Annotated in this window: 24 protein-coding genes and 2 riboswitches; of the genes, 15 read left to right on the top strand and 9 right to left on the bottom strand. The window is 64.7% G+C overall.

Annotated features, from left to right (window positions below; genetic code table 11):
- Window positions 1–51: 51 nt before the first annotated feature.
- Entirely contained in the window at window positions 52–870 is an 819-nt protein-coding gene (gene menB, locus BM357_RS09660) for a 1,4-dihydroxy-2-naphthoyl-CoA synthase (RefSeq protein WP_074952233.1), read from the bottom strand.
- A 197-nt stretch (window positions 871–1,067) separates the two neighbouring features.
- Between menB and BM357_RS09665 the strand changes: the two genes are divergently transcribed.
- Window positions 1,068–1,982, top strand: a complete 915-nt coding sequence (locus BM357_RS09665; protein WP_074952314.1) for a 1,4-dihydroxy-2-naphthoate polyprenyltransferase — start codon at window positions 1,068–1,070, stop codon at window positions 1,980–1,982.
- Between the two features lie 160 nt (window positions 1,983–2,142).
- Here the strand turns inward: BM357_RS09665 and BM357_RS09670 are convergent, their stop codons facing one another.
- From BM357_RS09670 to BM357_RS09680, 3 genes are all read right to left on the bottom strand, one after another.
- Window positions 2,143–4,542, bottom strand: a complete 2,400-nt coding sequence (locus BM357_RS09670; RefSeq protein ID WP_074952235.1) for a peptidoglycan-binding protein — start codon at window positions 4,540–4,542, stop codon at window positions 2,143–2,145.
- A gap of 249 nt (window positions 4,543–4,791) precedes the next feature.
- Entirely contained in the window at window positions 4,792–6,879 is a 2,088-nt protein-coding gene (locus tag BM357_RS09675; RefSeq protein WP_074952317.1) for a thioredoxin domain-containing protein, read from the bottom strand.
- A 214-nt stretch (window positions 6,880–7,093) separates the two neighbouring features.
- The gene (locus BM357_RS09680; RefSeq protein ID WP_074952237.1) at window positions 7,094–8,287 is read right to left on the bottom strand and encodes a nucleotide sugar dehydrogenase; all 1,194 of its coding nucleotides are present in this window, start codon (window positions 8,285–8,287) and stop codon (window positions 7,094–7,096) included.
- 291 nt (window positions 8,288–8,578) lie between these two features.
- Between BM357_RS09680 and efeO the strand changes: the two genes are divergently transcribed.
- The 4 genes from efeO to BM357_RS09700 all read left to right on the top strand — a co-directional run bounded on the left by efeO (window position 8,579) and on the right by BM357_RS09700 (window position 13,334).
- Window positions 8,579–9,766 carry an iron uptake system protein EfeO gene (gene efeO, locus BM357_RS09685; RefSeq protein ID WP_083430363.1) on the top strand — a complete coding sequence of 396 codons (1,188 nt, stop codon included), beginning with the start codon at window positions 8,579–8,581 and terminating at the stop codon, window positions 9,764–9,766.
- Window positions 9,767–9,820: 54 nt separating this feature from the next.
- Window positions 9,821–11,173 carry an iron uptake transporter deferrochelatase/peroxidase subunit gene (gene efeB, locus BM357_RS09690; protein ID WP_083430364.1) on the top strand — a complete coding sequence of 451 codons (1,353 nt, stop codon included), beginning with the start codon at window positions 9,821–9,823 and terminating at the stop codon, window positions 11,171–11,173.
- A 198-nt stretch (window positions 11,174–11,371) separates the two neighbouring features.
- Window positions 11,372–12,352, top strand: coding sequence for a phosphodiester glycosidase family protein (locus BM357_RS09695; RefSeq protein ID WP_074952239.1), 981 nt, complete (start codon window positions 11,372–11,374; stop codon window positions 12,350–12,352).
- A gap of 4 nt (window positions 12,353–12,356) precedes the next feature.
- Window positions 12,357–13,334 carry a hypothetical protein gene (locus BM357_RS09700; RefSeq protein ID WP_074952242.1) on the top strand — a complete coding sequence of 326 codons (978 nt, stop codon included), beginning with the start codon at window positions 12,357–12,359 and terminating at the stop codon, window positions 13,332–13,334.
- A 78-nt stretch (window positions 13,335–13,412) separates the two neighbouring features.
- Here the strand turns inward: BM357_RS09700 and ltrA are convergent, their stop codons facing one another.
- From ltrA to BM357_RS09725, 5 genes are all read right to left on the bottom strand, one after another.
- Complete coding sequence (ltrA, locus tag BM357_RS09705; protein WP_074952245.1) at window positions 13,413–14,669, bottom strand: group II intron reverse transcriptase/maturase; 1,257 nt, start codon at window positions 14,667–14,669, stop codon at window positions 13,413–13,415.
- A gap of 67 nt (window positions 14,670–14,736) precedes the next feature.
- Window positions 14,737–14,994 (bottom strand): hypothetical protein, encoded by a 258-nt coding sequence (locus BM357_RS19850; protein ID WP_175511493.1) that lies wholly within the window; start codon window positions 14,992–14,994, stop codon window positions 14,737–14,739.
- A gap of 308 nt (window positions 14,995–15,302) precedes the next feature.
- On the bottom strand, window positions 15,303–15,590 hold the full coding sequence (locus BM357_RS09715) for a Dabb family protein (RefSeq protein WP_074952247.1): 288 nt from the start codon (window positions 15,588–15,590) through the stop codon (window positions 15,303–15,305).
- A 4-nt stretch (window positions 15,591–15,594) separates the two neighbouring features.
- A complete protein-coding gene (locus BM357_RS09720; protein WP_074952250.1) occupies window positions 15,595–16,257 on the bottom strand; it encodes a methionine ABC transporter permease in 663 nt (220 codons plus the stop codon).
- Window positions 16,247–17,275 carry a methionine ABC transporter ATP-binding protein gene (locus BM357_RS09725; RefSeq protein WP_074952253.1) on the bottom strand — a complete coding sequence of 343 codons (1,029 nt, stop codon included), beginning with the start codon at window positions 17,273–17,275 and terminating at the stop codon, window positions 16,247–16,249. Before BM357_RS09725 ends, BM357_RS09720 begins: the two co-directional genes overlap by 11 nt.
- Before the next feature lie 121 nt (window positions 17,276–17,396).
- Window positions 17,397–17,495, bottom strand: a riboswitch (SAM riboswitch).
- 224 nt (window positions 17,496–17,719) lie between these two features.
- A riboswitch (SAM riboswitch) is annotated at window positions 17,720–17,837 on the top strand.
- 109 nt (window positions 17,838–17,946) lie between these two features.
- Here BM357_RS09725 and BM357_RS09730 point away from each other — a divergent pair.
- From BM357_RS09730 to BM357_RS20255, 10 genes are all read left to right on the top strand, one after another.
- Entirely contained in the window at window positions 17,947–18,819 is an 873-nt protein-coding gene (locus BM357_RS09730) for a MetQ/NlpA family ABC transporter substrate-binding protein (RefSeq protein WP_074952256.1), read from the top strand.
- 109 nt (window positions 18,820–18,928) lie between these two features.
- Window positions 18,929–19,873: a DMT family transporter gene (locus tag BM357_RS09735; RefSeq protein ID WP_245783929.1), complete on the top strand. Its 945-nt coding sequence runs from the start codon at window positions 18,929–18,931 to the stop codon at window positions 19,871–19,873.
- Between the two features lie 72 nt (window positions 19,874–19,945).
- Window positions 19,946–20,221 (top strand): DUF1292 domain-containing protein, encoded by a 276-nt coding sequence (locus BM357_RS09740; RefSeq protein ID WP_074952259.1) that lies wholly within the window; start codon window positions 19,946–19,948, stop codon window positions 20,219–20,221.
- A gap of 10 nt (window positions 20,222–20,231) precedes the next feature.
- Window positions 20,232–21,995 carry an ABC transporter transmembrane domain-containing protein gene (locus BM357_RS09745; protein WP_074952262.1) on the top strand — a complete coding sequence of 588 codons (1,764 nt, stop codon included), beginning with the start codon at window positions 20,232–20,234 and terminating at the stop codon, window positions 21,993–21,995.
- Entirely contained in the window at window positions 21,983–23,812 is a 1,830-nt protein-coding gene (locus tag BM357_RS09750) for an ABC transporter ATP-binding protein (RefSeq protein ID WP_083430367.1), read from the top strand. The genes BM357_RS09745 and BM357_RS09750 overlap by 13 nt, the downstream gene beginning before the upstream one ends.
- 95 nt (window positions 23,813–23,907) lie before the next feature.
- Window positions 23,908–24,651: an SGNH/GDSL hydrolase family protein gene (locus BM357_RS09755; protein WP_074952266.1), complete on the top strand. Its 744-nt coding sequence runs from the start codon at window positions 23,908–23,910 to the stop codon at window positions 24,649–24,651.
- 49 nt (window positions 24,652–24,700) lie between these two features.
- Window positions 24,701–24,904 (top strand): alpha/beta-type small acid-soluble spore protein, encoded by a 204-nt coding sequence (locus BM357_RS09760; RefSeq protein WP_074952270.1) that lies wholly within the window; start codon window positions 24,701–24,703, stop codon window positions 24,902–24,904.
- Window positions 24,905–25,197: 293 nt separating this feature from the next.
- Entirely contained in the window at window positions 25,198–25,404 is a 207-nt protein-coding gene (locus tag BM357_RS09765) for a DUF1657 domain-containing protein (RefSeq protein WP_074952273.1), read from the top strand.
- Window positions 25,405–25,753: 349 nt separating this feature from the next.
- Window positions 25,754–26,062, top strand: coding sequence for a co-chaperone GroES (groES, locus tag BM357_RS09770; protein WP_074952276.1), 309 nt, complete (start codon window positions 25,754–25,756; stop codon window positions 26,060–26,062).
- A 68-nt stretch (window positions 26,063–26,130) separates the two neighbouring features.
- Window positions 26,131–26,255: hypothetical protein (locus BM357_RS20255; RefSeq protein WP_245783931.1), on the top strand; the 125-nt coding region annotated here is incomplete at its 3' end.

The following is a 26,255-nucleotide window of genomic DNA, read 5'->3' on the forward strand; positions in this document are numbered from 1 at the left end:
ACCGGAATCGGCGGGGCTGGTCGTGCATCCGGCCGTCACCACGGTCGCCCATCAGGGCAGGCGGCGGAACTGGCTGAAATCCGGCTTGCGCTTTTCCAGGAAAGCGCGCGCCCCCTCCTTGGCCTCATCGGTCATGTAGTACAGCATGGTGGCGTCCCCCGCCAGCTGTTGCAGCCCGGCGAGGCCATCTGTGTCGGCGTTGAACGCCGCCTTCAGGAACCGGATGGCGATGGGGCTCTTCTCGAGGATCTCCCGCGCCCACTGAACCGCCTCTTCCTCCAGGCGTTCGAGCGGCACCACCGCATTGACCAATCCCATCTCGAGCGCCTCCTGGGCGGTGTACTGGCGGCAGAGGAACCAGATTTCCTTCGCCTTCTTGTGCCCAATGGTCCGCGCAAGCAGCGTCGCGCCGTAGCCTGCGTCAAAGCTGCCCACCTTCGGCCCGGTCTGGCCGAACCGGGCGTTCTCCGCCGCGATGGTCAGGTCGCACACCACGTGCAGCACATGGCCGCCGCCGATGCACCAGCCGGCCACGACCGCAATCACCGGTTTCGGCAGGGTGCGGATCAACCGCTGCAAGTCCAACACGTTCAACCGCGGCACATCGTCTGCGCCGACGTAGCCCCCGTGGCCGCGCACACGCTGGTCGCCCCCCGAGCAGAACGCCTTGTCCCCCTTGCCCGTGAACAACACCACGCCCGTCTCCGGGTCGTCGCGCACATGTTGGAACGCGTCAATCAACTCCATCACCGTCTCTGGGCGAAACGCGTTGTGCACCTCCGGCCGGTTGATGGTGATCTTCGCGATTCCCTCGGCCTTCTCATAAATGATGTCCTGATATTCTTTCACAACTTTCCAGTCCGGAATCATCTGGTTCCCTCCCGTCGCCCCGGCCGCCGTGCACCGCGCCGAAGCCAAGTCCACTTTTCAGTATAACAAACCGCCGCCGGCCAATACGAATTCGGTCCTATCCGCCTCCCGCTCCCACTGTCCAAACGGACTCTGCATTTGCTATCATCCAAATGGAAGTGTGCCCTGCCAGACGGGACAAAGAGGATTGGGAGTTGATGGACTTGTCTTGGCGGCAGCGTGTCGACGTGGCTTGGCGCATGTTGCGCCCGTTCACCCTGACAGCCTCCCTGGTGCCGGCGCTGGTGGGCACCGGATTGGCGCTGGCGCAACGTCACTTTCGCCCGGGTGAATTTTTCGCGTTTATCCTCGCCTCCGTCCTGATTCAATCGGCCACGAACATGTTCAACGAATATTTCGACTACCGGCGCGGCCTCGATTCCGAGGAGATGGTCGGCATCTCCGGCACCATCGTGCGGGACGGGATCCGGCCGGCGGTGGTCCTTCGGACCGCGTGGACGCTGGTCGGAATCTCCCTCTTGCTCGGCGTGTACATCTGCGCCACCACCTCTTGGTGGGTGGCGGTCGTCGGCGTCTGCTGCATCGCGGTGGCCTACTTCTACTCAGGCGGCCCGAAGCCGCTGGCGTACACCCCGTTTGGCGAGATCGCCGCGGCCGTGTCGATGGGGCCCACCATCGTGCTGCTCGCGTACTACATCGAGACCGGACACATCAGCCCGTCCGCATGGGCGGCGTCCGTCCCGATTGGACTGCTCATCGGCGCCATCCTGCTGGGAAACAATATCCGCGACATGGAGCAGGACCGCGCCGGCGGACGGCACACGGTCCCCATTCTGATGGGACGCGAGCGCGGCCGCATGCTCTTTGCACTGGTGTTCACGTTGGCCTACGCGCTCACGCTGGGGTTTGTCCTATTGGGCCTGTTGACCCCCTGGGCCCTGCTGGTGCTATTGACCATCCCGTCGGCAGTGTACGTGGTGAAGTTGTTTTACCGTTATTCGGACCCGGTGAAGCTGCATCCGGCCGTCAAAGGGACCTCGGTGCTCTTGTTTCGGTTTGGCACGCTGATGTTCGCCGGCCTGCTCGTGGCGGCCTGGTTCCCCGCCGGTTGAACCGGGTTCAGGCTGAAAGCCCCAGGCGAGAACCGGGCTCGCGCCAAGCGGCTCCTGCCTCCGCTGAAAACGTCCCCGCGGAAAACGGAACACCCGTGCTCAAAAACACACCCGCCCCACCCCGGTCCCTTCCGGCCGGGGATGAGGCGGGTGATTTCGTTCAATTGCCCGTCGGGGCAGGCACCGCGACCAGTTGGGCCGCACTCGCGTCCACATAGGCGGTGACCGGAGAAGCCGAAGGTTGGCTCTGGTCCACGAACTGTACCTCGATGAACCCATTCGCGGGCGTGGGATTCAAACTGACCACCCAGTCTCCGCTGTGCACCTTCGACAACACCTGTGCGGACCGGCTGGGCGCGCTGTAGAGGTTGATCATGCTCGACCCGCTCGACATGACGCGATACACGTTCTTGAGCGCGATGTAGGCGGAGTCCACCCAACCGGAGACGCCGCCCGCCGTCACGTGGTACCACTCCGTCGGCAGGTTGCCCACCATCCCCATGCGCGCCTGGTCGACCATCACCTGGGTCCCCTGCGGAATCGACTGCGCCGGCGCGGGGATGAGGCTCTGCCAGGTGCGGATGTCGCACACACCGGTCGCGGGCAAGCCATGCGCCTGTTGATAGGCGACGAGCGCCTTCTGCGTCAGTTGGCCGAACACCCCGTCGGTCTGGAGCCCCGCGCCGCTCGCCCGGTTCAGGGCCTGCTGCAACAGCTTCACCCCATTGCCGCTGTCCCCCATCTTCAGATTGCCGGGGAACATCTGGGATCCCCCTTGGGACGGGTCGCTCCAGACCGGCAGGCCGCCGTACGGGTTCGCCTGCACCACACCCAGGGCGCCCGGCATCCGAAACACCGGCTCATCCGACGACTGCGGCGCCGGCGCGGACTGGCCCGTGACGTACTGGGGGAACGATCCCGCAGGCACCTGAGCGGACTGCGTCAGATCCGTCATGAGGGTGGCGATCTTCTGCGACCACGCCGGATCGGTAGCGTAGTGCTCGTTCATCCCGTCCAGCGTCGGCCACTGGTAGAAGAACTGCCCGTCCGAGTCCAGATACACGTTGCGGACAAACCACGCCTCGAACTGGATGGAGTAGTCCGCCGACGGGAACGTCCCTGCCGCGTGCGCCGGATCGGAGTCATACGCACCGTAACCAAACAGGTTGTTTTTGGCCTGCATGATGGCGCTCTTGCCCCAGCCCGTCTCCAGCACAGCGTGGGCAGCCAGATAGGCGGCATCCACTCCGTAGCGCTGCTGCGCCCGGATGAACGAATCGCCCAGCCCCTGGAGCGGGGAGTTGTTGTCGGCGAACCACTGGTCGATGGCCTGCGCGGTCACGCCGGAAGGGGCGGGGAAGCGGAGATCGACCGTGCGGAATGGATTCTCGTATGTACCTAGAAGCTTGCCGACATACGTCCCGTCGCTCTGGGAGAGCAGGTAGAATTGTGCCAGATGCGGCGAGTGCCCGGGGTTGACGTCCACAGCGACGTAGCGCTCGCCGGGCTTCGCGAAGCTCGGCGGAGCCGCGCCGATCCACCCGTACACGGTGCTGACAAACGACCCGTTGTTGTTCAAGTAGTAATAATTCTGGGGAAACTGGACGACTTTGTGTGTGGCCAGGTCGACCACAAAGCCGGTGCTCGACCCGCTGACCCGCTGCTTGGCCGCATCCAGCGTCGACACGACCACCGGGTCCTGGTTCGGCGCGGTATACGCAGCGAAACCGGCCTGCGTGAACACGACATTGCCGGCCCCGTCCTTGATCACCCCGCCCGGAATGCCCGCGATGGCCGCCTTGGCCGCGTCGAGGGTGGAGTACGGACCGCCCACCACCTTCCCGTCAGACGTGTACGCGTAGTAGGACACGTGGGTGGTCATATTCCAGTGGGAACCGTCCCAGTCGTGCTGGATGCCCAACCGGTCGAGGATGCCCATCAAATACCAAATGGGCATGTAGGTCGTGATGCTGCCGCCCGCCGGGTCTTTGCTCGCGATGCCGTTGACCCGCTTCACCGGCGTTCCGTTGATCTCAATCACCTGCGCGCCGGTTCCAATCTGGATGTTGCTGAGATCGGCGTGCATCGAGGCAGGCACCTGGAGATTCCAGTACGTGCCATCCCATTTGCTCTGAATGCCGAGCTTCGTCAGGGCCTGCTGCAGATACCAGATGGGCATATACGTGGTCCCCTGCCACGCAAACCCGGAGGGCGCCGAGATCAGTTGGCCATTCAGGAGAATCTGCATCGGCTGCAGCTTGCGCGACGACAACGCGCTCCACGTCGCAGGTCCGACCACGCCGTCCGCCGTCAGGCCGTTGGCCTTCTGAAACGATTTCACGGCGTTCAAGGTCGCCGGACCGAACGAACCGTCCACCGCCCCGTTGTAGTAACCGGCGGCTTTCAACGCATTCTGCAGGTCTGCCACCGCCTGGCCGTGATCGCCGAGGTGGAGGACCGGTTCCTGGGCGTAGACGGCCACCGGCGCCCACACCGCAGGAGATCCGGCCATCACGGCGCCCGCTGCCGCGCACAGCGCCATCCAAACCTTCCTTTTCATTCCCATCCTCCTTACCTTCTCAACCCGGAAATCCAGCAGCGTCACGAGAAGACGGCGCGGATGCATCCGCCTCGCCTGTTTTAGACGGGCGGATGGCTGGGCTTGTTACAAACGCCAATCGGCCTTTTCTTGTTTCGACGCGGGGGTGGGAAGTCCTGCCCAACGGACGCGAGCGCCGCGGGGCAGGCCGGCCCCCGGCTGCCACGGGGCGGCCGAGGACCTTCAGGAGGCTTCGGGATGGAGAGGAGATCAGGAAGGATGTCCGGAGGAAAGCGACCGCGCCAGCGCCCCCGCATCGAAGACCGGCTGCTGGCAGGCGTACTGCTCGCACACGTACGCCGCGGGCCGCCCGTTCACGAGGCCCTGGCTGGCGACGAACGGGGCGAGGTCCGCCAACCGCCGCTGGCCCTCCGCCCCGTCGTGGGCGAGCAGGATGGCGTTGGGCAGATACGTCCGCTGGAGGACGGCTCGCATCCGGGCCGTGTCTTCATCCTCCGGCGGTCCAGCGATGACAATCTCCCGGGACGGGCCGAGCGCCATCAACACCGCGATCCCGAACTGGGTGTACCCGGCCGGATGGCGGGCGGCTTCCCCCGCGCAGGCGGACAACTGCCGCTCCGCCAGCGCGGTCCACTCCGGCTGGCCGGTGATGCGCGCGAGCTTCAACAGATTCCACGCCGCCACCGAATTGGCGGACGGAATGGCTCCGTCGTACATCTCCTTCGGCCGGGCGAGGAGGACCTCCCCATCCGAGCCGTAGAAGTAGTAGCCGCCCCGCGCCTCATCCCAAAAAAGACGTTGCATGTCCTGCTGAAGACGAAGGGCACCATTCAGGTAGTCCATCCCGAAGGTGGCTTCGTACAGCTCGAGGGCGGCCCAAACCCAGAAGGCGTAGTCGTCGGCGTAGGCCAGGTGAGCCGCGTCGCCGTCGCGATAGCGCGCCAACAGACGCCCATCGGGCCGGATGAGGTGCCGGTGCACAAAGCGATACACCTGCTCGGCCGCCTCCACCCACGCCGGCTCAGCCAACACCCGGCCCGCCCGCGCGAGAGCCGCGGCGGCGAGGGCGTTCCAAGCGGTCAGGATCTTGTCGTCCCGATGGGGCCGCACCCGCCGTTCGCGGGCGGCCCGCAGGCGCTCGTGCGCCTCGCGCACCTGCGCCCGCCACTCGTCCGGATCCAAGCCCTCCTCGCGCGCGAACGCCTCCATCGTCCGCTCGACGAGGTTCGGAATGCTCCTTCCTTCGAAGTTCCCGGCCGGCGTGATGTCAAAGCACCGGCAGTAGCGATCGCCGAGTTCGTCGCCGAGGACCGCCCGGACCTCGTCGACGGTCCACAGGTAGTACTTGCCCTCCTCCCCTTCAGAGTCGGCGTCCTCGGCGGCGTGAAAGGCACCTTCCGGGTCCCGCATGTCGCGCAAGAGGTAAGTCAGCACGTCGCGGGCCACCGCCGCGAACAGCGGCCTGCCGGTCGCCTGGTACGCCTCCGTGTACGCGAGGGCGAGCAAGGCGTTGTCGTACAGCATCTTTTCAAAATGTGGCACCAGCCAGCGTCGATCGGTGCTGTAGCGGGCGAACCCGAAACCGACGTGATCGTACAGACCGCCCCGGTACATCCGCTCCAAGGTGTTCGACGCCATCTCCGTGGCTTCCGCCTCGCCGCGCAGATGTCCGTAGCGGAGCAGGAAGATGAGTTGGTGCGGCGTCGGAAACTTGGGCGCATCGCCGAATCCGCCGTATTCGGCATCGTACTGACTCCGGAGCTGTTCGTACATCCGCCGCACGAACCCTTCGTCGGCGTCCCCCGGGCGGCCCTGGGCGGCAAACGCCTGCTTCACGTGGCGGGCGATGTCCTGTCCGGCCGACAGGACCTTATCGCGATCCCGCGTCCACGCCAGATGAATCTGCTTAAGCAGCTCCATCAGCCCGATGCGGCCGAAGCGCCGTCGCTTCGGGAAATAGGTGCCGGCGAAGACGGGCTCTTGCTCCGGCGTGAGGATCACCGTCAACGGCCATCCGCCCTGCCCCGTCAAGGCCTGGCAGACGGTCATGTAGATGTGGTCGATGTCCGGACGCTCTTCGCGATCCACCTTCACGCTCACGAAATGTTCGTTCAGGTACGCGGCCACCTCTTCGTCCTCAAAGGACTCGTGCGCCATCACGTGGCACCAATGGCATGTGGAATAGCCGATGCTCAGGAACACCAGCTTGTCTTCCTGTTTCGCCCGGTCGAAAGCTTCTTTTCCCCACGGGTGCCAGTCCACGGGATTGTAGGCGTGCTGCAGAAGATAGGGGGATTTTTCGTTGGCCAGCCGATTGGGTTTCTGCTGGGTGGTCAGGAGCATCACCCCCTTGTTCCATCATATTCTCATTCTTTCAAACTCAACTTACCCTGCGGACATCCGACGTGGACACCGCCACGCCCTTGCCAGAAAGGCGGCTTGCAGATCCAGTATACCCTGTACAGGAAAAGAGCACCGCCTCTTCAAGCCGGTGCCCTGTGTTGGCCGGGTGATACACATCCCGCCGCCCCGCCGGGGAACGCGCGCCGGATCACGCGGGGCGCAGGTCGGCCTCCGCGAGGATCTTCTCGACAATCACCCCGTCCGCCCCGTACAGGCAGGATTCCAAGGTGGAGACTTGGAACGGGTATTGCATCGGCACGGTCGGATCGAACGCGCGGACCACCGCGCCCCGCCGCAGCAGGTGCTCCGCGCACGCCAACGCCGGACTGTGGCGGACGTCGTTCGATCCGTCCTTCATCCCGAGGCCGAGGATAGCAATGGTGCACGCCTCCAAGCGCCTGCCGAGCGCGGTGAGTTGCACCGCCAATCGCTCGACCATGCGGGCCGGCGCGGTTTCGTTGATGCGGCGCGCCAACTGCAGGAGCGGCAATGCGCGGTCCGCAGGCACGGACGCAGCCAGGTAGGCGTAGGCATTCGGGATGCAGTAGCCGCCGACGCCGATGCCTGGCTCGAGAAGACGCACCCGCGGATGCGTGTTCGCCAGCCCAATCAACTCGTACACATCCACGCCATGGTGCTCCGCGATCTCTTTGAGCTGGTGCGCCAACGCGATGTTCACGTCTCGTTGCACGTTTTCGATGACCTTGGTCAACTGGGCCGTCCGGAGGTCCGTCACATGAATCTTGCCCGCCGTCAACCGGGAGAGCAATTCGGCCGCCTTGGCTGTGCACTGCGGGGTCAGACCTGCGAGCACCACGTCGAGCGTCTGAAATTCGTGGATTGCCCGCCCTTCTGCGACCCGCTCGGGGGCGTACGCCACGTGAAAGTCGACCCCCGGTGTCATATGGCTGGCCTCGCGCAACCGGGGAATGATCTTTTCTTCCATCATGCCCGGGACGACGGTGCTGCGGACCAACACCAAATCGCCCGGCTTCAACACCCTGCCCAGTTGTTCCATGGCGCTGAGCAGGGGCGTCTCGTTCAGCGTCCCGTCCTGCCCGACCGGAACCCCCACCGTGACGATGTAGGCCCTGCCTTCCCAAGCCGCGACGGAAATGTGCGTGGTCGGTATGAATCGGCCCGCCATCAAGTGGCGTTGCAGGATGGACTCCAGGGTCTCTCCGTGAAACGTCTCCGACACAGCGGTTCGTCCGTGGCACAGCTCGTTCACCTTGTCCTCGTCGATGTCCACCCCCACGACTCGGTATCCTTTTTCGCAAAGGCACAGCGCCAAGGGAAGCCCGATGTACCCCAAGCCGACAACGCCGATGGTTCCGTCCACAGCAACCCCTCCGGTTTTTGTGCTCATTTTTACCCTAGCGGAGCCGTGTGGAATTCCAGTGAAGGCACTGTAAAGGGTTGACGAAGAATTCGCAAAAGGCGGCCATGGAGCATGCCCGGGCGCCGCCACAAATCCTTCACAATTCTTTTCCGTAAACATATTTACTTAGTCCATGCAAATTGTTACGTTTCCGTCGTGGAATACATGATTAAATTAGTCATCTATTGGCCGTTTGATCCATATTGAATTCAGGCCCGCCCTGCAGACGGCCAGACCCCAGGAGGATTCCGCATGACCCGACCTCATCCGATGTTGCGCGCCAGCCTTACGGTGCTGACGCTGCTCACGCTCGCCGGCTGCGGGACCGGAGCCGGCACCGCCAACCAGGCAGCCGCCCCCGTCCAGAACGCGGCCGGGGATGCCGCCGCTGCGGCGGGCATTCCGCAGGGCACAAAGACGATGCTGGACCTGGTCCAGCAGTTCGACAACGCCCTTCAGAGCGGGGACGCCGCTCAACTGAAGTCCTTGGCGAAACAGCTCAACGACGCCTGGGCCAGCTTCGAGGACGCCGTGCGGCCCAAGTTCCCGGTTCAGTACGCCAACGTGGAGAAATACCTGAGCCCGCTGACCGCCGGGACCCAGGCGGACAAACCCGACACCGCAGCCTTGCGGCAGTTGGCGCAGGGACTCTCCGGAGCTCTGCAGGACCTCGCACAGGCCGCCAGCGCGGCGAAGCCGGGAGCAAGCAAGGACGATGCCGGCCTCACCCAGGCCGCCGAGCGGTACCACGCGTACACCGTCGAGCAGGTCAAGCAACTGGCCGAGGCCACGCAGCGCTTCACCGACGCGGTCCGCAGCGGCAACATCGCCCAGGCCAAGGCGCTGTACCCGCAGGCGCGGGTGTATTACGAGCGAATTGAACCCATCGCCGAGACGTTCGGGGATCTCGATCCGGACATTGACGCACGCGAAGGGGACGTTGATGCGGCCTCCTGGCGCGGGTTCCACAAGCTGGAGCAGGCCCTGTGGGTGAAATCGTCCCTCGCCGGCATGGGCCCGGTCGCCGACCGGCTCGATGCCGATGTGAAGCAGCTCGTGGAGCAGGTGCAGGCCCGCACCATCCAGCCGGGCGAAGTCGTGGCGGGAGCGGTGGAGCTGCTGAATGAAGCGGCCACTTCGAAGATCACCGGCGAGGAGGAGCGCTATTCGCACCTGGACCTGGTGGATCTCGCCGCCAACGTCGACGGGTCGGAGGCCGCCTACCAGGCCATCCAACCGCTCGTCGAGGCCCGCGATCCCGCGCTCAACCAACGCATCCAAGCACGCTTCGCGGCCCTGCACGACGCGCTCAAGCCGTACCGGGAGGGCGACGGATGGGTCGCGTACAACCGGCTGAAGCCCGACGACACGAGGAAGATCAGCCAGGCCATCCAGGCCGCCGCGGAGCCCCTGTCGCAGGCCGCCAAGATCCTCGATTGACACCAGGATCGGACACCGGGAGGGCGGGCCGCCCTCCCGCAAGGAGGATTGCTGATGGCGACGACCCACACACCCCCCGAGGGTGCAGATGCCGGCCGCACCCCGTGGTGGAACCGGCCCATGACGCGCCGGCAAATGCTGCGCACCAGCGCCGCCGGTGCCCTCGGCCTCGCCGTCGGAGCCGCCGCGGCCCGCATCGGCTGGGGCGCCGAGACACGTCCGGCCGGCGGCGGGACCAAGGCCGAGGCGGGCTCAGTGCAGGTGGTACCGTTTTACGGGGAGCACCAGGCGGGCATCACCACGCCGCAGCAGGCGCACCTGGTGTTGGCCGCGTACGACGTGCTCACGACCCGTGCCGGCGAACTCAAGGATCTCCTGCGCGCGTGGACCGAGGCCGCGGCGCGCATGACGCAGGGCCAACCCCTGCCTGCCAGCTCTTCCCTGACCGCGCTGCCCCCGGCCGACACAGGGGAGGCGTTGGGGCTTCCGCCCGCCCGCCTGACCCTCACGTTCGGCTTCGGGCCCGGGCTGTTCCGGCGCGACGGCGTGGACCGTTTTGGACTGGCGAGCCGCAGGCCGAACACCCTGCAGGACATCCCGCCGATGCCGCGTGAAGCGCTCGATCCCGCCTGGTGCGGCGGCGACCTGTTGATCCAGGCCTGCGCGGACGATCCGCAGGTGGCCTTTCACGCCGTCCGCAACCTCACCCGCGCCGCCGCCGGCGCGGCCGCCATCCGATGGATGCAGCGCGGGTTTCTCGGCATGCCCGGCGCAGGCGGAGGTGACGGCGGCGGTGGCACTGCCGGCGCCGCGGCCGGCAGCGCGGACCGCAATCAGACGCCGCGCAACCTGTTCGGATTCAAGGACGGCACCGCGAACCGGTCGGTGCTCACGGACGCGGGCCTCCGGCAACACGTATGGGTGGGGCCGTCCGACGGTCCCGCCTGGATGCGGGGCGGGACGTACTTGGCCGTCCGCCATATCCGCATGCACCTGGAGGTGTGGGACCGCACCTCGCTCGACGACCAGGAACAGACCTTCGGCCGCCGCAAGGACAGCGGCGCCCCGTTTGGCGCCAGCGACGAGTTCGATCCGGTCGATCCCGCCCGCCTTCCGCAGGACGCCCACGTGCGGCTGGCGCGCGGTGACGGCAGCATCCAGTTGCTTCGGCGGGGCTATTCGTACGTCGCCGGGATCGACCCGAAGACCGGCCTCCTCGACGCGGGCCTGTGCTTCCTCTCGTTCCAGCGCGACCTGCAGCGCCAGTTCGTGCCCGTGCTGCGCCGCCTGCAAGAGCAGGATGCGCTCAACGAGTACACGGAGCACTTCGGCAGCGCTGTGTTCGCCATCCCGCCCGGGACCCAACCGGGAAGCTTTGTCGGCGAGGGGCTGTTCGGCACCCTGTGAAGCCGGGGCGAGGCCGCAGGCCCCCGCGCATCGGCAGGTCTGCAATTCCTGCAATCCCATGCGACAGTGAACCCATTCCTCTCCGGGGGCGGCCGCGACGGCCGCCCCCGCCCCGTCTAGCGAGCCTGTCGAAAGATGTGGTAGAATGTCTTCGATATTCATGGGTTGTGGACGGCCCGGTCTTCGGGAGGAGGAGCCATGCGCAAGCTGGTCGCCGGCATCGCGGCGCTTTTGTATATATACGTTTCGTCCTCACTGCTGGTCTTCGCCGGACCGTTTTCGGCCCTGCGCGGATTCGTGATCGATTCCCTGGCGACGACGCGACATCAGTACCTGCTGAAGCCCCTGTCCCTGTTTTTGCTGTCTGACGCGGAGATCGCGGCGCACATGCCGCACATTCTGGACACCAACGCCCGGGTCACCGGCGCGGACATGAACGTCACGCAAGACTTTCGCAATGTGACCGACAACTCCATCGAGATCCACGACTACACCGGACGTACCTTCCAGGCGAAGGTGATGCTGGTGCACAACCCGAACCTGGTGAAGGTGGCGGTCACAAAGGATCTGGGGGTGGCCGGGCAGACGGTGTCCGAGATGGTGGCCGAAAACCACGCCATCGCCGGCGTCAATGCGGGCGCGTTCCAGGACGTGGGTTGGCACGGGACCGGCGGCATGCCGCTTGGGATCACGATGCACGACGGCAAGCTGATTGGGAACGACCAGAGCCAGTGGTATCAACAACCGGTGATCGGCATCACGGACGAGGGCGTGCTCGTCGCCGGAAACTATTCGGTCGCCCAGTTGAAGCAGTTGCACGTGCAGGAGGCGGTCTCCTTCGGACCGGTGCTCGTGCGCGACGGCAAGGGCCTGGTCCAGGGGGACGGCGGCTGGGGCTTGGCGCCCCGCACCGCCATCGGCCAGACGGCGGACGGCACCATCATCTTCGTCGTCACCGACGGCCGCTTCATCCATGGACCGGACAACCTGGGCGCGTCTCTGAAGGACGTCCAGGACATCATGCTCGAGTACGGCGCCACCATCGCGGTGAACCTCGACGGAGGTTCCTCGTCGACGATGGTGTATGACGGGAAACTGGTGAACCAACCGGTGGACATCCTCGGTGAACGCAAGGTCGCCACGGCGTTCATCGTGATGCCGAACGAGAACAGGGGGTGAGCGCGTGGAGCGGAAACAGCGCAGGACCGGGCGCCGCATCCTCGCCTTCGTCACGGTGGTGACCGCGGTGCAGATTGGCACGTTCTACCATTACAACGCCATTTTGGCGGGGGCTCAGCCGTCCGGCGACCGTCAGACGAGCCAAGCGCCGTCCCCGCCGGATGACAGCGCGAAACAGCAGTTGGCCAAGCTCAAGCAACTCCACCCGACGCTCGCCGTCTCCGACGACGGCCGGTACGCCGCCTACGCCGACGACAGCCACCAGGTGCACGTGGTGGAGCTCGGCAAGCCGGACGAGGTGGCTTCCGTCCAGATGAAAGCGCCCGTCGTGTACCTGAAGTGGGTGCAGGACAGCGCCCTGTTTGTGGGCGAGAAGTTTGACGCCGGGTCGGACCACCGCTTGGCGCTGGCGACCATCGACGTCTCCACGCAGACGGTTCGGCTCATCCAGACGTTTACCCGCCTGTACGCGACGACCACGTTCAAAGACATTGAGTTCAGCGATACGACCAACGACATTTACGTGTTGATTGGCAGCAGCCAATCGGACCAAGTGTACCACTTCAATATCATGAGCGAGATGTCGCAGGTCCCGCTGGGCGGCCGCCGCATTGATCGGATTGCGGTGAGCGAGACCACGAACGACTTGTACGTGCAGGATTTCGCGGAGGGAACGCACAACGTCCTGGTCTACAACAGCAAGTCCGGCCTGACCCTGATCCGGCGCAACGCGGCGCTGTTACGCGCCGTCGACAACGACCTGTACTACGCCGTCCTCAATGACAGCGGCGAAGCCACCGCCGTCTACCGGTACGCGCCGCCCGCAGCGCCGGCATCCACCGGCAACGCGACGGACGCAGGGACGGCGTCCGGTTCCGGCACGTCGAGCCTCGTCAAAACCCTGGACGCGCCGGTCGATCCCGCCGCCATCCAGGTGTCGGATGACGGCACCATTTCCATTCAATCCGCAAATCCCTCCTGACGCCGTCAATCGAGTAGGAGGGGGCGCCTAGCCCCCGTCCTCTCACACCACCGTACGTACCGTTCGGTATACGGCGGTTCATGTTGTGGAACGAAGTGCGTCGTATCGGTCGACCAAGCTCACGAGTCCTTGCTCTCGCCAGTACGCGAGGCCAAGGGCTTTGTTCATTTGTGGGCTTAATGCCAAGCGCCAGTATCCCTTGCGCGAGCCGCTGATATTTCGGGCCCATTCCTCGGATATACCAAGTTCCACCAGCTTCCTCCGCTTCGTTTTGGGCTTCTTCCATTGCTTCAGCAAGCACATCCGAAGTCTGCGGCGTATCCACTCGTCCAGTTCCGCGAATACACTTCGCGTTTCAGCCCGACGGTAATACCCGCTCCATCCACGTAAGTACGCGTTGAGCTTATCAATACGTTCCTTCATGGATTGGCTGTGGCTGCGCTTCGTCAGCGTACGCACCTTGTCCTTGAAGCGTTTGAGGGACTTCGGTGCAACCCGAATCTTTGGCTGAAGGTGGTGCGTAAACGAGAACCCGAGGAATTTGCGTCTCCACGGTCGGTCTACTGCGCTTTTCTCCCTGTTCACCTTGAGCTTTAATCGTCCTTCAACAAATTCAGTAACACTTTCCATGACCCGTTCCCCGGCTCGGCGACTCCGCACATAGATGTTGCAGTCATCTGCATACCTGGCGAATCGGTGACCGCGCCGCATCAGTTCCTTGTCCAGGTCGTCCAGCATGATATTGGCGAGAAGTGGGCTCAGGGGGCCCCCTTGGGGGGTACCTTCTTCCGTGGCCACGCATACCCCGCCTATCATGACGCCTGCCTGCAGATACTTTCGTATCAACTTGAGCAGCCGTTTGTCTGCGACCTTCCGCGCAACCCGCGCCATGAGTATGTCATGGTTGACACGGTCAAAGAACTGCGCCAAATCCATGTCCACTACCCACCGGTACCCGCGAGCAATGTACAGCTGCGCCTGGTTCACCGCTTGGTGGGCACTGTATCCCGGACGAAAGCCGTAGCTGAATGGTGAGAATTCCGGGTCAAAGATCGGTGTGAGAATTTGTTGAATGGCCTGTTGGATCAGGCGGTCGAGCACGGTGGGGATTCCTAACAACCGAACGCCCCCGTCCGGTTTCGGGATTTCGACTCGACGTACAGGCGTAGGCCGATAGGTCCCCTGAAGAAGTTCTTCCCGGATGCGGTCCCAGTGTTCTTTCAGGAATGGTCGAAGAGATTTTACCTCCATTCCGTCGACACCAGCCGCTCCTTTGTCCCCCTCCACCCGGTGCAAGGCCAAGAGCATGTTTTCCCGCTCTACTACCTGCTCCATCAGGTTGATACGACCTTCTCCGCGGGTTGGTCCATTGGGTCGTGCCGGAGAGAAACTCGGCGCTTCCTCAGTCCCCCGTGGATTCACCACTTCCTCCTGAGGATAGCTCCCTGTCGGGATTTTCGGCTGTCTGTGCTTCTCTCTCGAACTTGCCATGGACAACCCTCACAATCATGTTCGGTCCTTCCCTGCCCGGACGTCTCCTTGCAGGTACTATGACCTCTGCTGACTTCTGCCGGTTCAGCATCGCCTCACGACGATGGTTGCCAGACCTGCTGGCGTACCGGCAGACCTCCCCGGGTAAGAGCGTTGTCTTTCCCTCCATATACCCGCCCCATTTACTCTCGACAGCCTTCGGTAGCAAGGGCTTTGTCTTGTTTTGCAGACTTACCCAACTGTCGCTAGCCTCAATTGGGGTTCGTGACCCTCGGGCCGGAGGTTTGCCGCCGCCTTCCTTCAGATTCCACCTCGCGATGGACACCCTTGGCTTAAGCTAATGGCTACTGCTACCTTCGCCATTCCGGACTTTCACCGTATAGACAACGCCCATGCCGGGCGCACAAAAGGGTGCCTCCGCCACACCCCGTGGCGGAGGCACCCTTTTCTTTCGCCGCGCGTGTCCCGTCCGATCCCTTACGACTCGAAATCGACGGCGGCCGATCCGGCCACCTCCCCCTTCAGCTCGGACAACAGCGCCTGATGCACCGGGTGTACCTGGTACGCCTGCATGTCGGCCAGCGAATCGAAGCGCGCGATGAGCGCGAGGTCATAGGAGCGCGCCTCGTGCAGCACGTCGACACCGGCCTCAATCGACTTGAGCTCGGGGATCTTGCCCTGCATGTCGAGGATCAGCCGGCGAAGGCGCTCCGCCGTCTCCGGCCGCGGATCCTTCAACTTGAAAAACACGATGTGCGTAAACACCCCATCAACCTCCCCGCCGGGACAGCCGGGCGACCCACCAATCGCCGATGCCCTGCATCACTTGTACCAACACCATCATCACCACAATGGTAACCAACATGACGTCCGTTTGGAAGCGGTCGTACCCGTACCGCACCGCCAGGTCGCCCAGTCCGCCCCCGCCGATCACGCCCGCCATCGCCGAATAGCTCACGAGCGCAACCGCGGTGATCACGATGCCGGACAGGACGCCGGCCCTCGCCTCCGGCAGGAGCACCCACCACACAATCTGCCAGGTGGACGCCCCCATCGCCTGCGCGGCCTCAATCACACCGGGATCGACCTCCCGCAGGGCGGTCTCGGCGAGGCGCGCGTAAAACGGCGCGGCGCCGACCACCAGCGGCACAATGGCGGCCGTGGTGCCGATGGAGGTGCCCATCACCCACTCCGTGAACGGAATGAGCGCAATCATCAGGATGATGAACGGCACCGACCGTAGCACGTTGACGATGAGCGACAGCGCTTGGTACACGGGGCGGTTGGCCAACAGATGGTTCGGCGAGAACAGCACCAGCAGGATGCCGATGGGCAGCCCGATGAGCGTGGACAGCAGGGTGCCCACCCCGACCATGTACAAGGTGGCTCCGGTGGCCTGCCAGATCTCCGGCCAGACGATATCAGCGTGCATCGCGCCATCCCTCCTCGTCCCGGACGTCCACGCGGCAACCTCGCTCGCGGAGCCACTGGAACGCGCCTTGCACGTGCGCCGGTTCGCCCAGCCACTCCACGGTCAGGCGGGCGTACGGCTGATCCTTGACGCTGTCCACCTTCCCGTGGAGGATGGTGAACTGGGTCGACGTGTGCGCGGCCGCCTCCTTCAGGAACGGCCCCTCCGCGGCGGCGCCCGCGCAGACAATGCGCGCCACCGTGCCGCCGGACCGCGGGCGAACCTGATCCGGTTCCGGGTCGTCCGCTTCCAGCAAGGAGCGGGTGACCTCGTGGCGGGGAGAGACGAACACCTCGGTCAACGGCCCTTCCTCCACCACCTGCCCGTGATCCATCACCGCCACGCGGTCGCACACGCGCTGGACCACCGCCATCTCATGGGTCACCATGACGATGGTCAACCCGAGACGCCGCTGGATGTCGAGCAACAGATCGAGGATGGCGCGGGTGGTGTTCGGATCCAGGGCGCTCGTCGCCTCGTCGCACAACAGGACGGACGGGTGATTGGCCAGCGCCCTGGCAATCGCGACCCGTTGCTTCTGGCCGCCGGAGAGCTGCGTAGGATACTTGTGCTCATATCCGCCGAGGCCGACCAACTCCAGCAGTTCCCCCACCCGGGCCCGCGCTTGTCTGCGCGCCACCCCCGCCAGCCGCAGGGGGAAGGCGACGTTGTCGGCGACGGTGGCCGATTGCAACAGGTGAAAGTGCTGAAAGATCATCCCGATGCGAGCCCGTTCCCGCTGCAGGGCCCGGGCCGGCAGGTCGGTCAGGCGCTTGCCCGCCACGGTGACGGTGCCCTCCGTGGGACGTTCCAACAGGTTGATGCAGCGCAGGAGCGTGCTCTTGCCTGCGCCCGACTGGCCGATGATGCCGTACACCTGCCCTTCCTCCACGCGCAGGGTCACACCCCGCAGCGCGTGCACGGACTGGCGGCCAGTTTGATACACCTTGTGAATGGACTCCAGCTCTATCGCGGACATGGCTGCCCTCCCCCATGCAGCGGACCTGTCGTGTATTCCAGAAACCGTCCAGTAAAAACGCGCCCGGGAAGGGCGCGCGAAACAGAAAAGCGCCCGAGAAGGGCGCGTCTACGCGACACTTCTCTCATCTCTCGGACACAGGGTCCGCAGGAATTGGCACCGACTCGAGGCCGGTTGCTGGGCTTCATGGGGCCTGTCCCTCCGCCGCTCTGGATGAGATCCCGCTGATTTCAGTTGTCTCAAACGAGAGCATATCGCCTGGGAATCGGTTTGTCAACCACCCGCGAAACTTTACACACTCTGGAAAGTCTCGCATGGAAAGTCTCGCACAGCTATTGACAAATGTCCGCCTCACCGCTAGCATGAGTCCATATAACGCCGCGCGGCAACCGGTTCGGGCCCGATGGCCCGTTCCGGACAGACAAATGCATATGTGAAGGTTCGCTCTTATCAAGAGAAGGTCGAGGGACTGGCCCGATGAAGCCCGGCAACCGGCGCGTGCCACCGGCGATGCGCACGGTGCTAACTCCTGCGGAACCCAGGTGTTTCCGAGAGATGAGAGGCGTCAGGAAAACTTCGCCCTCGTTCTGGGAACGGGGGCTTTTTCGTCACCCCTCCGGGACACCCGGAGGTCGAATCACACCATCGACACCACGGAGGGGGTTTTCGCCATGCCACGTACATCCATCGTTCGCTGGGCCGCTGCCTTGCTGGCCTCCGCCGCCCTTGTCGCCGGTTGCGGCGCTTCCCAGCAGGGGACGCCGTCGGCCGCCAACGAGTCGACGGCCGCCTCAACGGAACCGGTCGTGCTCAAGGTCGGCGCCAGCCCTGTCCCGCACGCCGAGATCCTGAACGCCGTCAAACCGATCTTGGCCAAGGAAGGCATCGACCTGCAGGTGGTCGAGTTCCAAGATTATGTTCAGCCCAACCGGGCATTGGCGGAGGGCAGCCTGGACGCGAACTTTTTCCAGCACGTGCCCTACCTGAACGAATACAACCAGCAAAACCACACCGACCTGGTGCCCACCGTGTCCGTTCACTTCGAGCCGCTCGGCCTGTATCCCGGCCGCAGCACGTCGCTGTCGAATATCCCGGACGGCGCGAAGATTGCGGTGCCCAACGACACGACGAATGAGGCGCGCGCCCTGCTGCTGCTCCAGAGCGCCGGGGTGATTTCGCTGAAACAGCCGCTGACCATCAATGAGACCAAGCAGGACATCACGGCGAATCCGCACCACGTGCAGATTGTCGAGCTGGATGCGGCGTCCATCCCGCGCCACCTCAAGGACGTCGATTACGCGGTGATCAACGGCAACTACGCCGTACAGGCCGGACTGACCATCGACAAGGCCCTGACCAAGGAATCGGCAGACTCCCTGGCAGCCAAGACCTACGCCAACGTGGTCGTCGTGCGCAAAGGAGACGAAAACAAGCCGGCCATCCAGAAGCTCGACGAGGCGCTCCAGTCCGACACCGTGCGGCAGTTCATCGAACAGCACTATCACGGCTCGGTGGTACCGGTGTTCGATGCGTTGAAGCACTGAACCCTCCCTACCGCCGAGACGCCCGCTCAGCCCGGCCGCCGTCCCGTGGACCGGCGGCCGGGCTTCCTCCATCATGAACCCAACTCCGTCCGAACGGGAGGCGATCCGGGTGACGAACGAAGCACGGCAGGCGTACGCGTCCGGCGCCTCCGGGACGGCGGCGCGGGCGACGGCCCCCGTCCCTCCCGCCATCCTCCTCGCCTGCGGCGTGATCGCCATCTCGTTCTCGGCCATCTTCATCAAATGGTGCAGCGCCCCCGCGCCCGTCATCGGCGCTTGGCGCCTGTGGCTGTCCGCCCTCCTGCTGTCCCCCGCCGCATGGCGGCAGCGCCGCGCCTTCGCCGCATTGTCCCCGCGGGACTGGGGCCTGCTTCTCGCCTCCGGGGGATGTCTCGCCCTGCACTTTCTCTTTTGGATCGGTTCCCTGCACACCACCTCGGTGGCCAGCTCCATGATCATCACGGCGCTCCAGCCGCTGTTCGTCATGATGGGCGCCTTCCTTGCGTTCGGCGAGCGCACGCCCCCCATGGGCTGGTGGAGCGTGGCCGTGGCGCTGGCGGGAACGGCGCTCATCCCGTTCGGGGATCGATCCCAAGCCGGCGGGGCCTGGTACGGAGACCTCCTGTCCCTCTTCGGCACCGTCGCCGTCTCGGGGTACTTCTTGGTCGGCCAAGGGGTGCGAACCCGCCTGCCCTCGGTCGTCTACAACGTGGTCGTGTTCACCGTCGCGGCGCTGGTCCTCACCGTCGTCTCCGCTGGAGCGGGAATCCCGCTGACGGGCTACTCCGCCCGGGACTGGGGATGGTTCGTCCTCCTCGCCGTCGTCCCCACCCTGTTCGGCCACGCCCTCTTCAACTGGCTGCTCCGGTTCGTCGACGCGGCGACCATCTCGGTGACGGTCCTCGGTGAGCCGGTGGGCGCCATCGTGTTGGCGGCGCTCTTGCTCGGCGAACCTGTGCGTTGGCCCCAGGCGGCGGGCGGACTGTTGGTATTGACCGGCGTCGCCCTCTACCTGTACGCCATCCGGCGCGCGGCCTCCGCCTCCCGGTTCTGACCGGCCGGACGGCTCGCCACGCCTCCCGGATTTGTTGTAAGATAAGAAGGAATCGAGAGAGGAGACGATCCCATGGCTTGCGGATGTGGAAAAGATACGTGCGGATGCGCCGCGCCCCAGGAAATCCTGTTGCAGGACGAACACGGACAGGTGCACACCTTTTTTGTGTCGGACCGGCTGACGGTCGGGGATCGCCAGTATGTGCTGGCGGTGAGCCTGGAGGAAGAGGAGCGCTACGCGCTGTTGAAGGTGGTCCGCGGTGCGGACGGGCAGGAGCGCCTGACCAACATCCCGGACGAGGCGGAGTGGAACGAATTGCAGCAGGCGCTGCTCCAAATGGCACGCTAGGAGGATTGGTTTGCGGATTTTTCTCGATTTGGCCTGGTTTTTCCGGCAGGAATGGCACCGCTATCTGCTCGGGATCTCCATCCTCGCGGCGGTGGCGGTGCTCAACCTGATCCCGCCGCGCATCGTCGGCGGGCTGGTCGACGACATCAGCCACCAGCGCATCCGGGGTTCGCTCTTGCTCCGCGACTTGGCGCTGTTGCTGGCCATCGCCCTGGTGGTGTACGCGCTGCGCCAGGCGTGGCGCCGCATGCTCTACGGTTCTTCGGCACGGCTGGCCCGGTTGCTGCGGGATCGACTCTATCGTCACTATTCGCAATTGTCCCCTCGTTTTTACCAGCAACACCGCGTCGGGGACCTGATGGCACACGCGACCAATGACATCCAGGCGATTGAACAGACGGCCGGCGACGGCATTCTCACGCTGGCGGACTCCATCACCACGGGCGCCCTGGTGGTCGGCACCATGGCGTTCACGATTGATTGGAAATTGACACTGGTGGTGCTGATCCCGATGCCGTTCATGGCCTGGGCCACGAGCCGCTACGGCTTGCTTTTGCACGACCGGTTTTTGCTGGCGCAGGCGGCTTTTTCGGACCTCAACGGCAAGGTCCAGGAGAACATCAGCGGCGTCCGCGTCATCAAGGCCTTCGGGCAGGAGGCGGCGGAGCGGCGCGCGTTTGCCGAACTTTCCGAGGAAGTGGTCGCCAGGAACGTGGCGGTCGCCCGCATCGACGCGCTGTTTGACCCGACCATCCAGCTCATCGTGGGACTGTCCTACTTCCTCGCCGTGGCGGTCGGGGCGGTCTTCGTGGTGCGCGGCGGACTGACCATCGGGGATCTGACGGCGTTCACCATGTACCTCGGCCAGCTGATCTGGCCGATGCTCGCCTTCGGGTTCCTCATCAACATCGTGGAGCGCGGCCGCGCCTCTTACGATCGCGTTCGCCGACTCCTGGAGGAGCCGGTCGACATCCTGGACCACCCGGACGCCACCGACACCCCGCCCGCAGGAGATCTGGAGGTTCGCATCGAGCGCTTTACGTATCCCGGTGCCGCGGAACCCGCCCTGTCGGACGTCCGGTTCCGCCTGCCGCGCGGCGCCACGCTCGGCGTCGTCGGGCGCACCGGCAGCGGCAAGACGACCCTGCTGCGGCTGCTCCTGCGCGAGTTCGACGTGGAAGCCGGCGACATCGCCATCGGAGGGCGCTCCATCTACCAGGTCACGCTGCGTGCCCTGCGCCGCAGCATCGCCTACGTGCCACAGGACCACTTTCTCTTCTCCGCCACCATCGCGGAGAACATCGCGTTTGCCAAGCCGGAGGCCGGGCGGGACGAAATCGTCGCGGCCGCGCGGATGGCCGACGTGGATGCGGACATTCGGCGATTCCCGGGCGGTTACGACACCCTGGTCGGTGAGCGAGGCGTGACGCTCTCCGGCGGACAGAAGCAGCGCATCTCCATCGCCCGCGCGCTGCTGATGGACGCGGAGATCCTCGTGTTGGACGACGCCCTGTCGGCGGTGGACGCGCGCACCGAGGCGCGCATCCTGGCTGCGCTGCGGGAGCAGCGGGCGGGCCGGACCACCGTGATCGCCGCTCACCGGTTGAGCGCGGTGCAGCATGCCAACCTGATTGTGGTCCTCGAAGGCGGGCGCATCCGCGAGATGGGCCGCCATGAGGATCTGCTCGCCGCAGGCGGCTGGTACGCGCAGACCTACGCCCGTCAACAGCTGGAGGCGCTGGTCGAGGAGGGAGGGCATCCATGGCAAGCGTGACCTCTGACGGCAGCCCGTCCGCGGCCGGCGTGCGGACGGATACCCGCTCCGGCCCGGTGCTCCGGCGCCTGCTGGCGTATGCGAAGCCGCATCGGAAGACCCTGGCCGTCGCATTGACGCTGCTCGGATTGGCGACGGCCGCCGACGTCATCAACCCCGTCCTGACGAAGGTGTTTATCGACGACTATTTGACACCGCGCCGGTTTCCGGCCGGGCCGTTGGCGGCCCTCGGCGGAGGATACCTGGCGCTGCTCATCGCCACGGTGGTCCTCAACTACCTGCAGCTCGTCCTGTTTCAGACGGTGGCGCTGCGCATCGTGCAGCAGCTGCGGGTGGACGTCTTCCATCACGTGCAAGGGCTTGGGCTCAGCTTCTTCGACCGCACGCCTGCGGGCGCCCTGATCTCTCGCATCACCAACGACACCGAGGCGGTCAAAGACCTGTTCGTCAGCGTTCTGTCCACGTTCGTGCAGAATACGGTATTGTTAGCGGGCATCTTCGTGTCGATGTTCGCGCTTGACGCGCGCTTGGCCGCGTTCTGCCTGCTGCTCGCGCCCATCATCGGCCTGGCGATGGCCGTGTACGGCCGTCTGAGCGGCCCGGTGTTCCGCCGGACGCGCGAATGGCTGAGCCAGTTGAACACCCGGCTCGGCGAGTCGCTGCAAGGCATGCACGTGATTCAGGCCCTCGGCCAGGAGGAGCGGATGCGCCGAGCGTTTGCGGAGATCAATCAGGCGCACTTTCTCGCCCGTCTCAAAACCATCCGGCTCAATGGCTGGCTCCTCCGTCCGCTCGTCGACCTCATCTACACGTTGGCGCTGATGCTGGTGTTGACCTGGTTCGGCCTTCAGTCCCTCACGGGCCCGGTCGAAGTTGGCGTCCTCTACGTCTTCGTCAACTATCTCGACCGGTTTTTCGAACCGGTGAACCAGATGATGATGCGCCTGAATCTGTATCAACAGGCCATCGTCTCGGCCAAGCGGGTGTTTGACCTGCTCGACGACACGTCGTTTGCCCCCGGAAAGTCTGGGGATGGCGAACCGCGCATCACCGAGGGGCACATCCGGTTCGAGGACGTCCGCTTTTCGTATGACGGGGAGACGGACGTGTTGGATGGCATCTCATTTGAAGTTCGGCCCGGCCAGACGGTGGCGCTGGTGGGCCACACGGGTTCCGGCAAGAGCAGCATCGTCAACCTCTTGATGCGGTTCTACCCGCTGAAACACGGACGGATCACCATCGACGGCTGGCCCTTGGAGGCCTTTTCGGACGAGGAGCTGCGGCGCAAAGTGGGCCTCGTCCTGCAGGACCCGTTCTTGTTCACGGGCGACGTCATGGAGAACATCCGCCTCCACCGCCCGGAAGTCAGCGAGGCCGACGCGGTGGCCGCCGCCCGCTTCGTGCAGGCGCACCCGTTCATCGAACGCCTCCCCGAGGGTTACCGGACGACGGTCGGGGAACGGGGAGCGACCTTCTCCGCCGGGCAACGACAACTGTTGTCCTTCGCCCGGACGATGGCCGGGGACCCGGTGATCCTGGTGCTCGACGAGGCCACGGCCAGCATCGACACGGAGACAGAGGAGGCCATCCAGTCGGCGCTCGCAAAGATGCGGCGGGGCCGGACCACCATCGCCATCGCGCACCGGTTGTCGACCATTCAGGACGCCGACCGCATTTTGGTTCTCCACCGCGGCCGCATCGTCGAGGAAGGCACGCATCAGGAACTGCTGGCACTGGGTGGCCTCTACCACAAGATGTACCTGCTTCAACAAGGCGGCCACCGTCTCGAGGCCGCCGCTGTCACCGAGGGGGATTGACGCCATTCCGGCGGCACCCCGGCAGACGCCGTTTTTGTGCGACTGTGGTGCCCGGTTCGGCACCTTTGGCATGTACTGATTCCGGAGGGGTGGTCATGCCACGGGACGTGTACCTGGCGCTCGGAGATTCCATCACATACGGTTACAACGCCTCCCGCCCGGAGCGGACGTATGCCGCGCTCGTCCACCGGCACGCCGCCCGGCAAGGCTGGGTGGCGGGACGCTTCGTGCTGGCCCAGCATCTGTGGACCGCGCAACGCCTGCTGGCCGCCGCGTCGTCCCTGCCGAGCGCCCTGTGGGCGCGGACGAGTTTCGCCACCGTGATGATCGGTGGCAACGACCTGCGCAGGTTGTTGCGACGGCAGTACCTGCCTCCGCCCCTGTCGACCATCTCGCCGGACCACGTCACGCGGTCCATCCACGGATTCGCGCAGGCATTCGGCCCCTTGTGCAGGCTCATGGCCCGCTCCGGGATCCCGCGGGTGGTTCTGTGCACCATCTACAATCCGGTGCCGCACTCTCCTCTTGCGTCCGGCGGGATTGACCAACTCAACGACATCATCTGCACACTGGCGAAGGCGCACGGATTCACGGTGGCCGACGTGCATGGGGCGTTCTCCGGCCATGAGGCCGAATGGATTGACGGATACCGCAGCGGGCACTTGGACGACCTGATCTCGCCCATCCGCCGCCCCATCCATCCAAACGACCAAGGCCACGCGGCCATCGCGCGCTGCATCCTGGACGCGATGCGCGATGACATACGCGTCAAGAGCCGACAGGCGAAAATGAGCCGGGCCGGGAAACACCGGCAGCCGCTGCATAACGACACCCGATGAGGAAGACAATACCGACGGAGAGATCCACCATCCAGCGAGGAGGTCCGTTATGCCAAACAACCGCAATCAACAGTTGATACCGCAAGCGAAGAACGCCCTGGAGCAGATGAAGTACGAGATCGCAGCGGAATTCGGGGTCCAATTGGGGGCGGACACGTCTTCCCGCGAAAACGGTTCGGTCGGAGGAGAGATCACGAAGCGGTTGGTGGCGTTCGCAGAGCAGCACCTGTCCGGCTCCCTGCCGAGGGTGTGAAGGCTCAACCGCACAGCGGCATCCATGGACAACGGGCGGGGACCGGCTCACGCGAGCGTGAACCGGTCCCCGTCCATTGCCCGTCAATACGGGGGCGTGATGCTGTGGCACGCGTCGCCGGATGAGGTCCATGCCCGACTGGAAGCGGTATTCGCCCTGTCCATAGGATGGTGAAAGGTGGGTGCCGCCCGTGCGCATAGGGTCCCGGCGCCAGTCACATAATCAACATCGTACTTCGGCTGCGGCGCGTCACGCCGCAGCCGGGAGAACCTTTCCACAAGGGGGAATCCCGCGTGACAGTTGCCAGCCAGGTCAAACAGACCCTCGCCGGATTGAAGAGTGCGCAAGCCAGCTTTGAACAGTTCGCCCTGCAGACGCAAAACCAACAGGCGAAGCAGTTGTACACCGACGCGGCCAACCAGACCCAGACCTTGGTCAACACGCTGGAGCAGCGCGTTCAACAGTTGGAACAAGAGGAACCCCAGTACGGCGGGTTCTGAGCCCGCACCCTGTGGCCGGGGGTGGCGCACGCCGCGTCCCCCCTTCCCTGCCACCGCCCCCCACCCGTTGGATGGCGTCCGCCAATCTGCAACATGCCTCGCCTTTCCGAGCGACGTACCCGTATCCCTTTCCGGCCCCCGTACGGACATGCCGCATCTGCATTCATGAAACCCGGTTCCCGGCCGATTTCGGCGATCTTTCCCCATACGCGCGCCGTTACACGGCGACGTTCCTGAGCGCTTGAAATCTCTCCACTTGAAAGCAAATATCTGCGTAGCTATGATGGGAATCGGATATTAGCACTCAAGGCCTTCGAGTGCTAACACGTCTGTAAAGGGAGGTACGGACATGAGCACGGTGGGGAGCAAGACGACCTTGAAACCTCTGGCGGATCGCGTGGTGGTGCGCGCGGTGGCGCGCGAAGAGAAGACCGCCAGCGGCATCGTGCTGCCCGACACGGCGAAGGAAAAGCCGCAGGAAGGTGAGGTCATCGCCGTCGGCCCCGGCCGCATGGAGGACGGCAAGCGGGTGCCTCTCGAGGTCAAGGTCGGTGACCGGGTGATCTACTCCAAGTACGCCGGCACCGAGGTGAAGGTCGACGGTGAAGAGCTCCTGATCCTCCGGGAGAGCGACCTGCTCGCCGTCATCGAAAAGTGACAGTGGCTAGGCATCCCATGCCATCCCCAGGTGATTGGACACAAGGTTTCGTCAGGAGGCGGTAGGACATGGCCAAGCAGATCAAGTTCAGCGAAGAAGCCCGCCGGGCGATGCTGCGCGGTGTCGACGCGCTCGCCGATGCGGTGAAAGTGACCCTTGGCCCCAAGGGCCGCAACGTGGTGTTGGAGAAGAA

It is taken from the genome of Paenalicyclobacillus macrosporangiidus, assembly GCF_900116805.1.
GTDB classification, from domain to species: domain Bacteria; phylum Bacillota; class Bacilli; order Alicyclobacillales; family Alicyclobacillaceae; genus Alicyclobacillus_H; species Alicyclobacillus_H macrosporangiidus.

Bases quoted from the DNA above. Each gene is read 5' to 3' on its own strand.
- efeB (WP_083430364.1), top strand. From the start codon at position 9,821: ATGGCGACGACCCACACACCCCCCGAGGGTGCAGATGCCGGCCGCACC.
- BM357_RS19850 (WP_175511493.1), bottom strand. From the start codon at position 14,994: ATGGAGGGAAAGACAACGCTCTTACCCGGGGAGGTCTGCCGGTACGCC.
- menB (WP_074952233.1), bottom strand. From the start codon at position 870: ATGATTCCGGACTGGAAAGTTGTGAAAGAATATCAGGACATCATTTAT.
- BM357_RS09670 (WP_074952235.1), bottom strand. From the start codon at position 4,542: ATGAAAAGGAAGGTTTGGATGGCGCTGTGCGCGGCAGCGGGCGCCGTG.
- BM357_RS09725 (WP_074952253.1), bottom strand. From the start codon at position 17,275: ATGTCCGCGATAGAGCTGGAGTCCATTCACAAGGTGTATCAAACTGGC.
- BM357_RS09750 (WP_083430367.1), top strand. From the start codon at position 21,983: ATGGCAAGCGTGACCTCTGACGGCAGCCCGTCCGCGGCCGGCGTGCGG.
- BM357_RS09720 (WP_074952250.1), bottom strand. From the start codon at position 16,257: ATGCACGCTGATATCGTCTGGCCGGAGATCTGGCAGGCCACCGGAGCC.
- BM357_RS09740 (WP_074952259.1), top strand. From the start codon at position 19,946: ATGGCTTGCGGATGTGGAAAAGATACGTGCGGATGCGCCGCGCCCCAG.
- BM357_RS09695 (WP_074952239.1), top strand. From the start codon at position 11,372: ATGCGCAAGCTGGTCGCCGGCATCGCGGCGCTTTTGTATATATACGTT.
- BM357_RS09730 (WP_074952256.1), top strand. From the start codon at position 17,947: ATGCCACGTACATCCATCGTTCGCTGGGCCGCTGCCTTGCTGGCCTCC.
- BM357_RS09760 (WP_074952270.1), top strand. From the start codon at position 24,701: ATGCCAAACAACCGCAATCAACAGTTGATACCGCAAGCGAAGAACGCC.
- ltrA (WP_074952245.1), bottom strand. From the start codon at position 14,669: ATGGAGCAGGTAGTAGAGCGGGAAAACATGCTCTTGGCCTTGCACCGG.
- BM357_RS09665 (WP_074952314.1), top strand. From the start codon at position 1,068: ATGGACTTGTCTTGGCGGCAGCGTGTCGACGTGGCTTGGCGCATGTTG.
- groES (WP_074952276.1), top strand. From the start codon at position 25,754: ATGAGCACGGTGGGGAGCAAGACGACCTTGAAACCTCTGGCGGATCGC.
- BM357_RS09755 (WP_074952266.1), top strand. From the start codon at position 23,908: ATGCCACGGGACGTGTACCTGGCGCTCGGAGATTCCATCACATACGGT.
- efeO (WP_083430363.1), top strand. From the start codon at position 8,579: ATGACCCGACCTCATCCGATGTTGCGCGCCAGCCTTACGGTGCTGACG.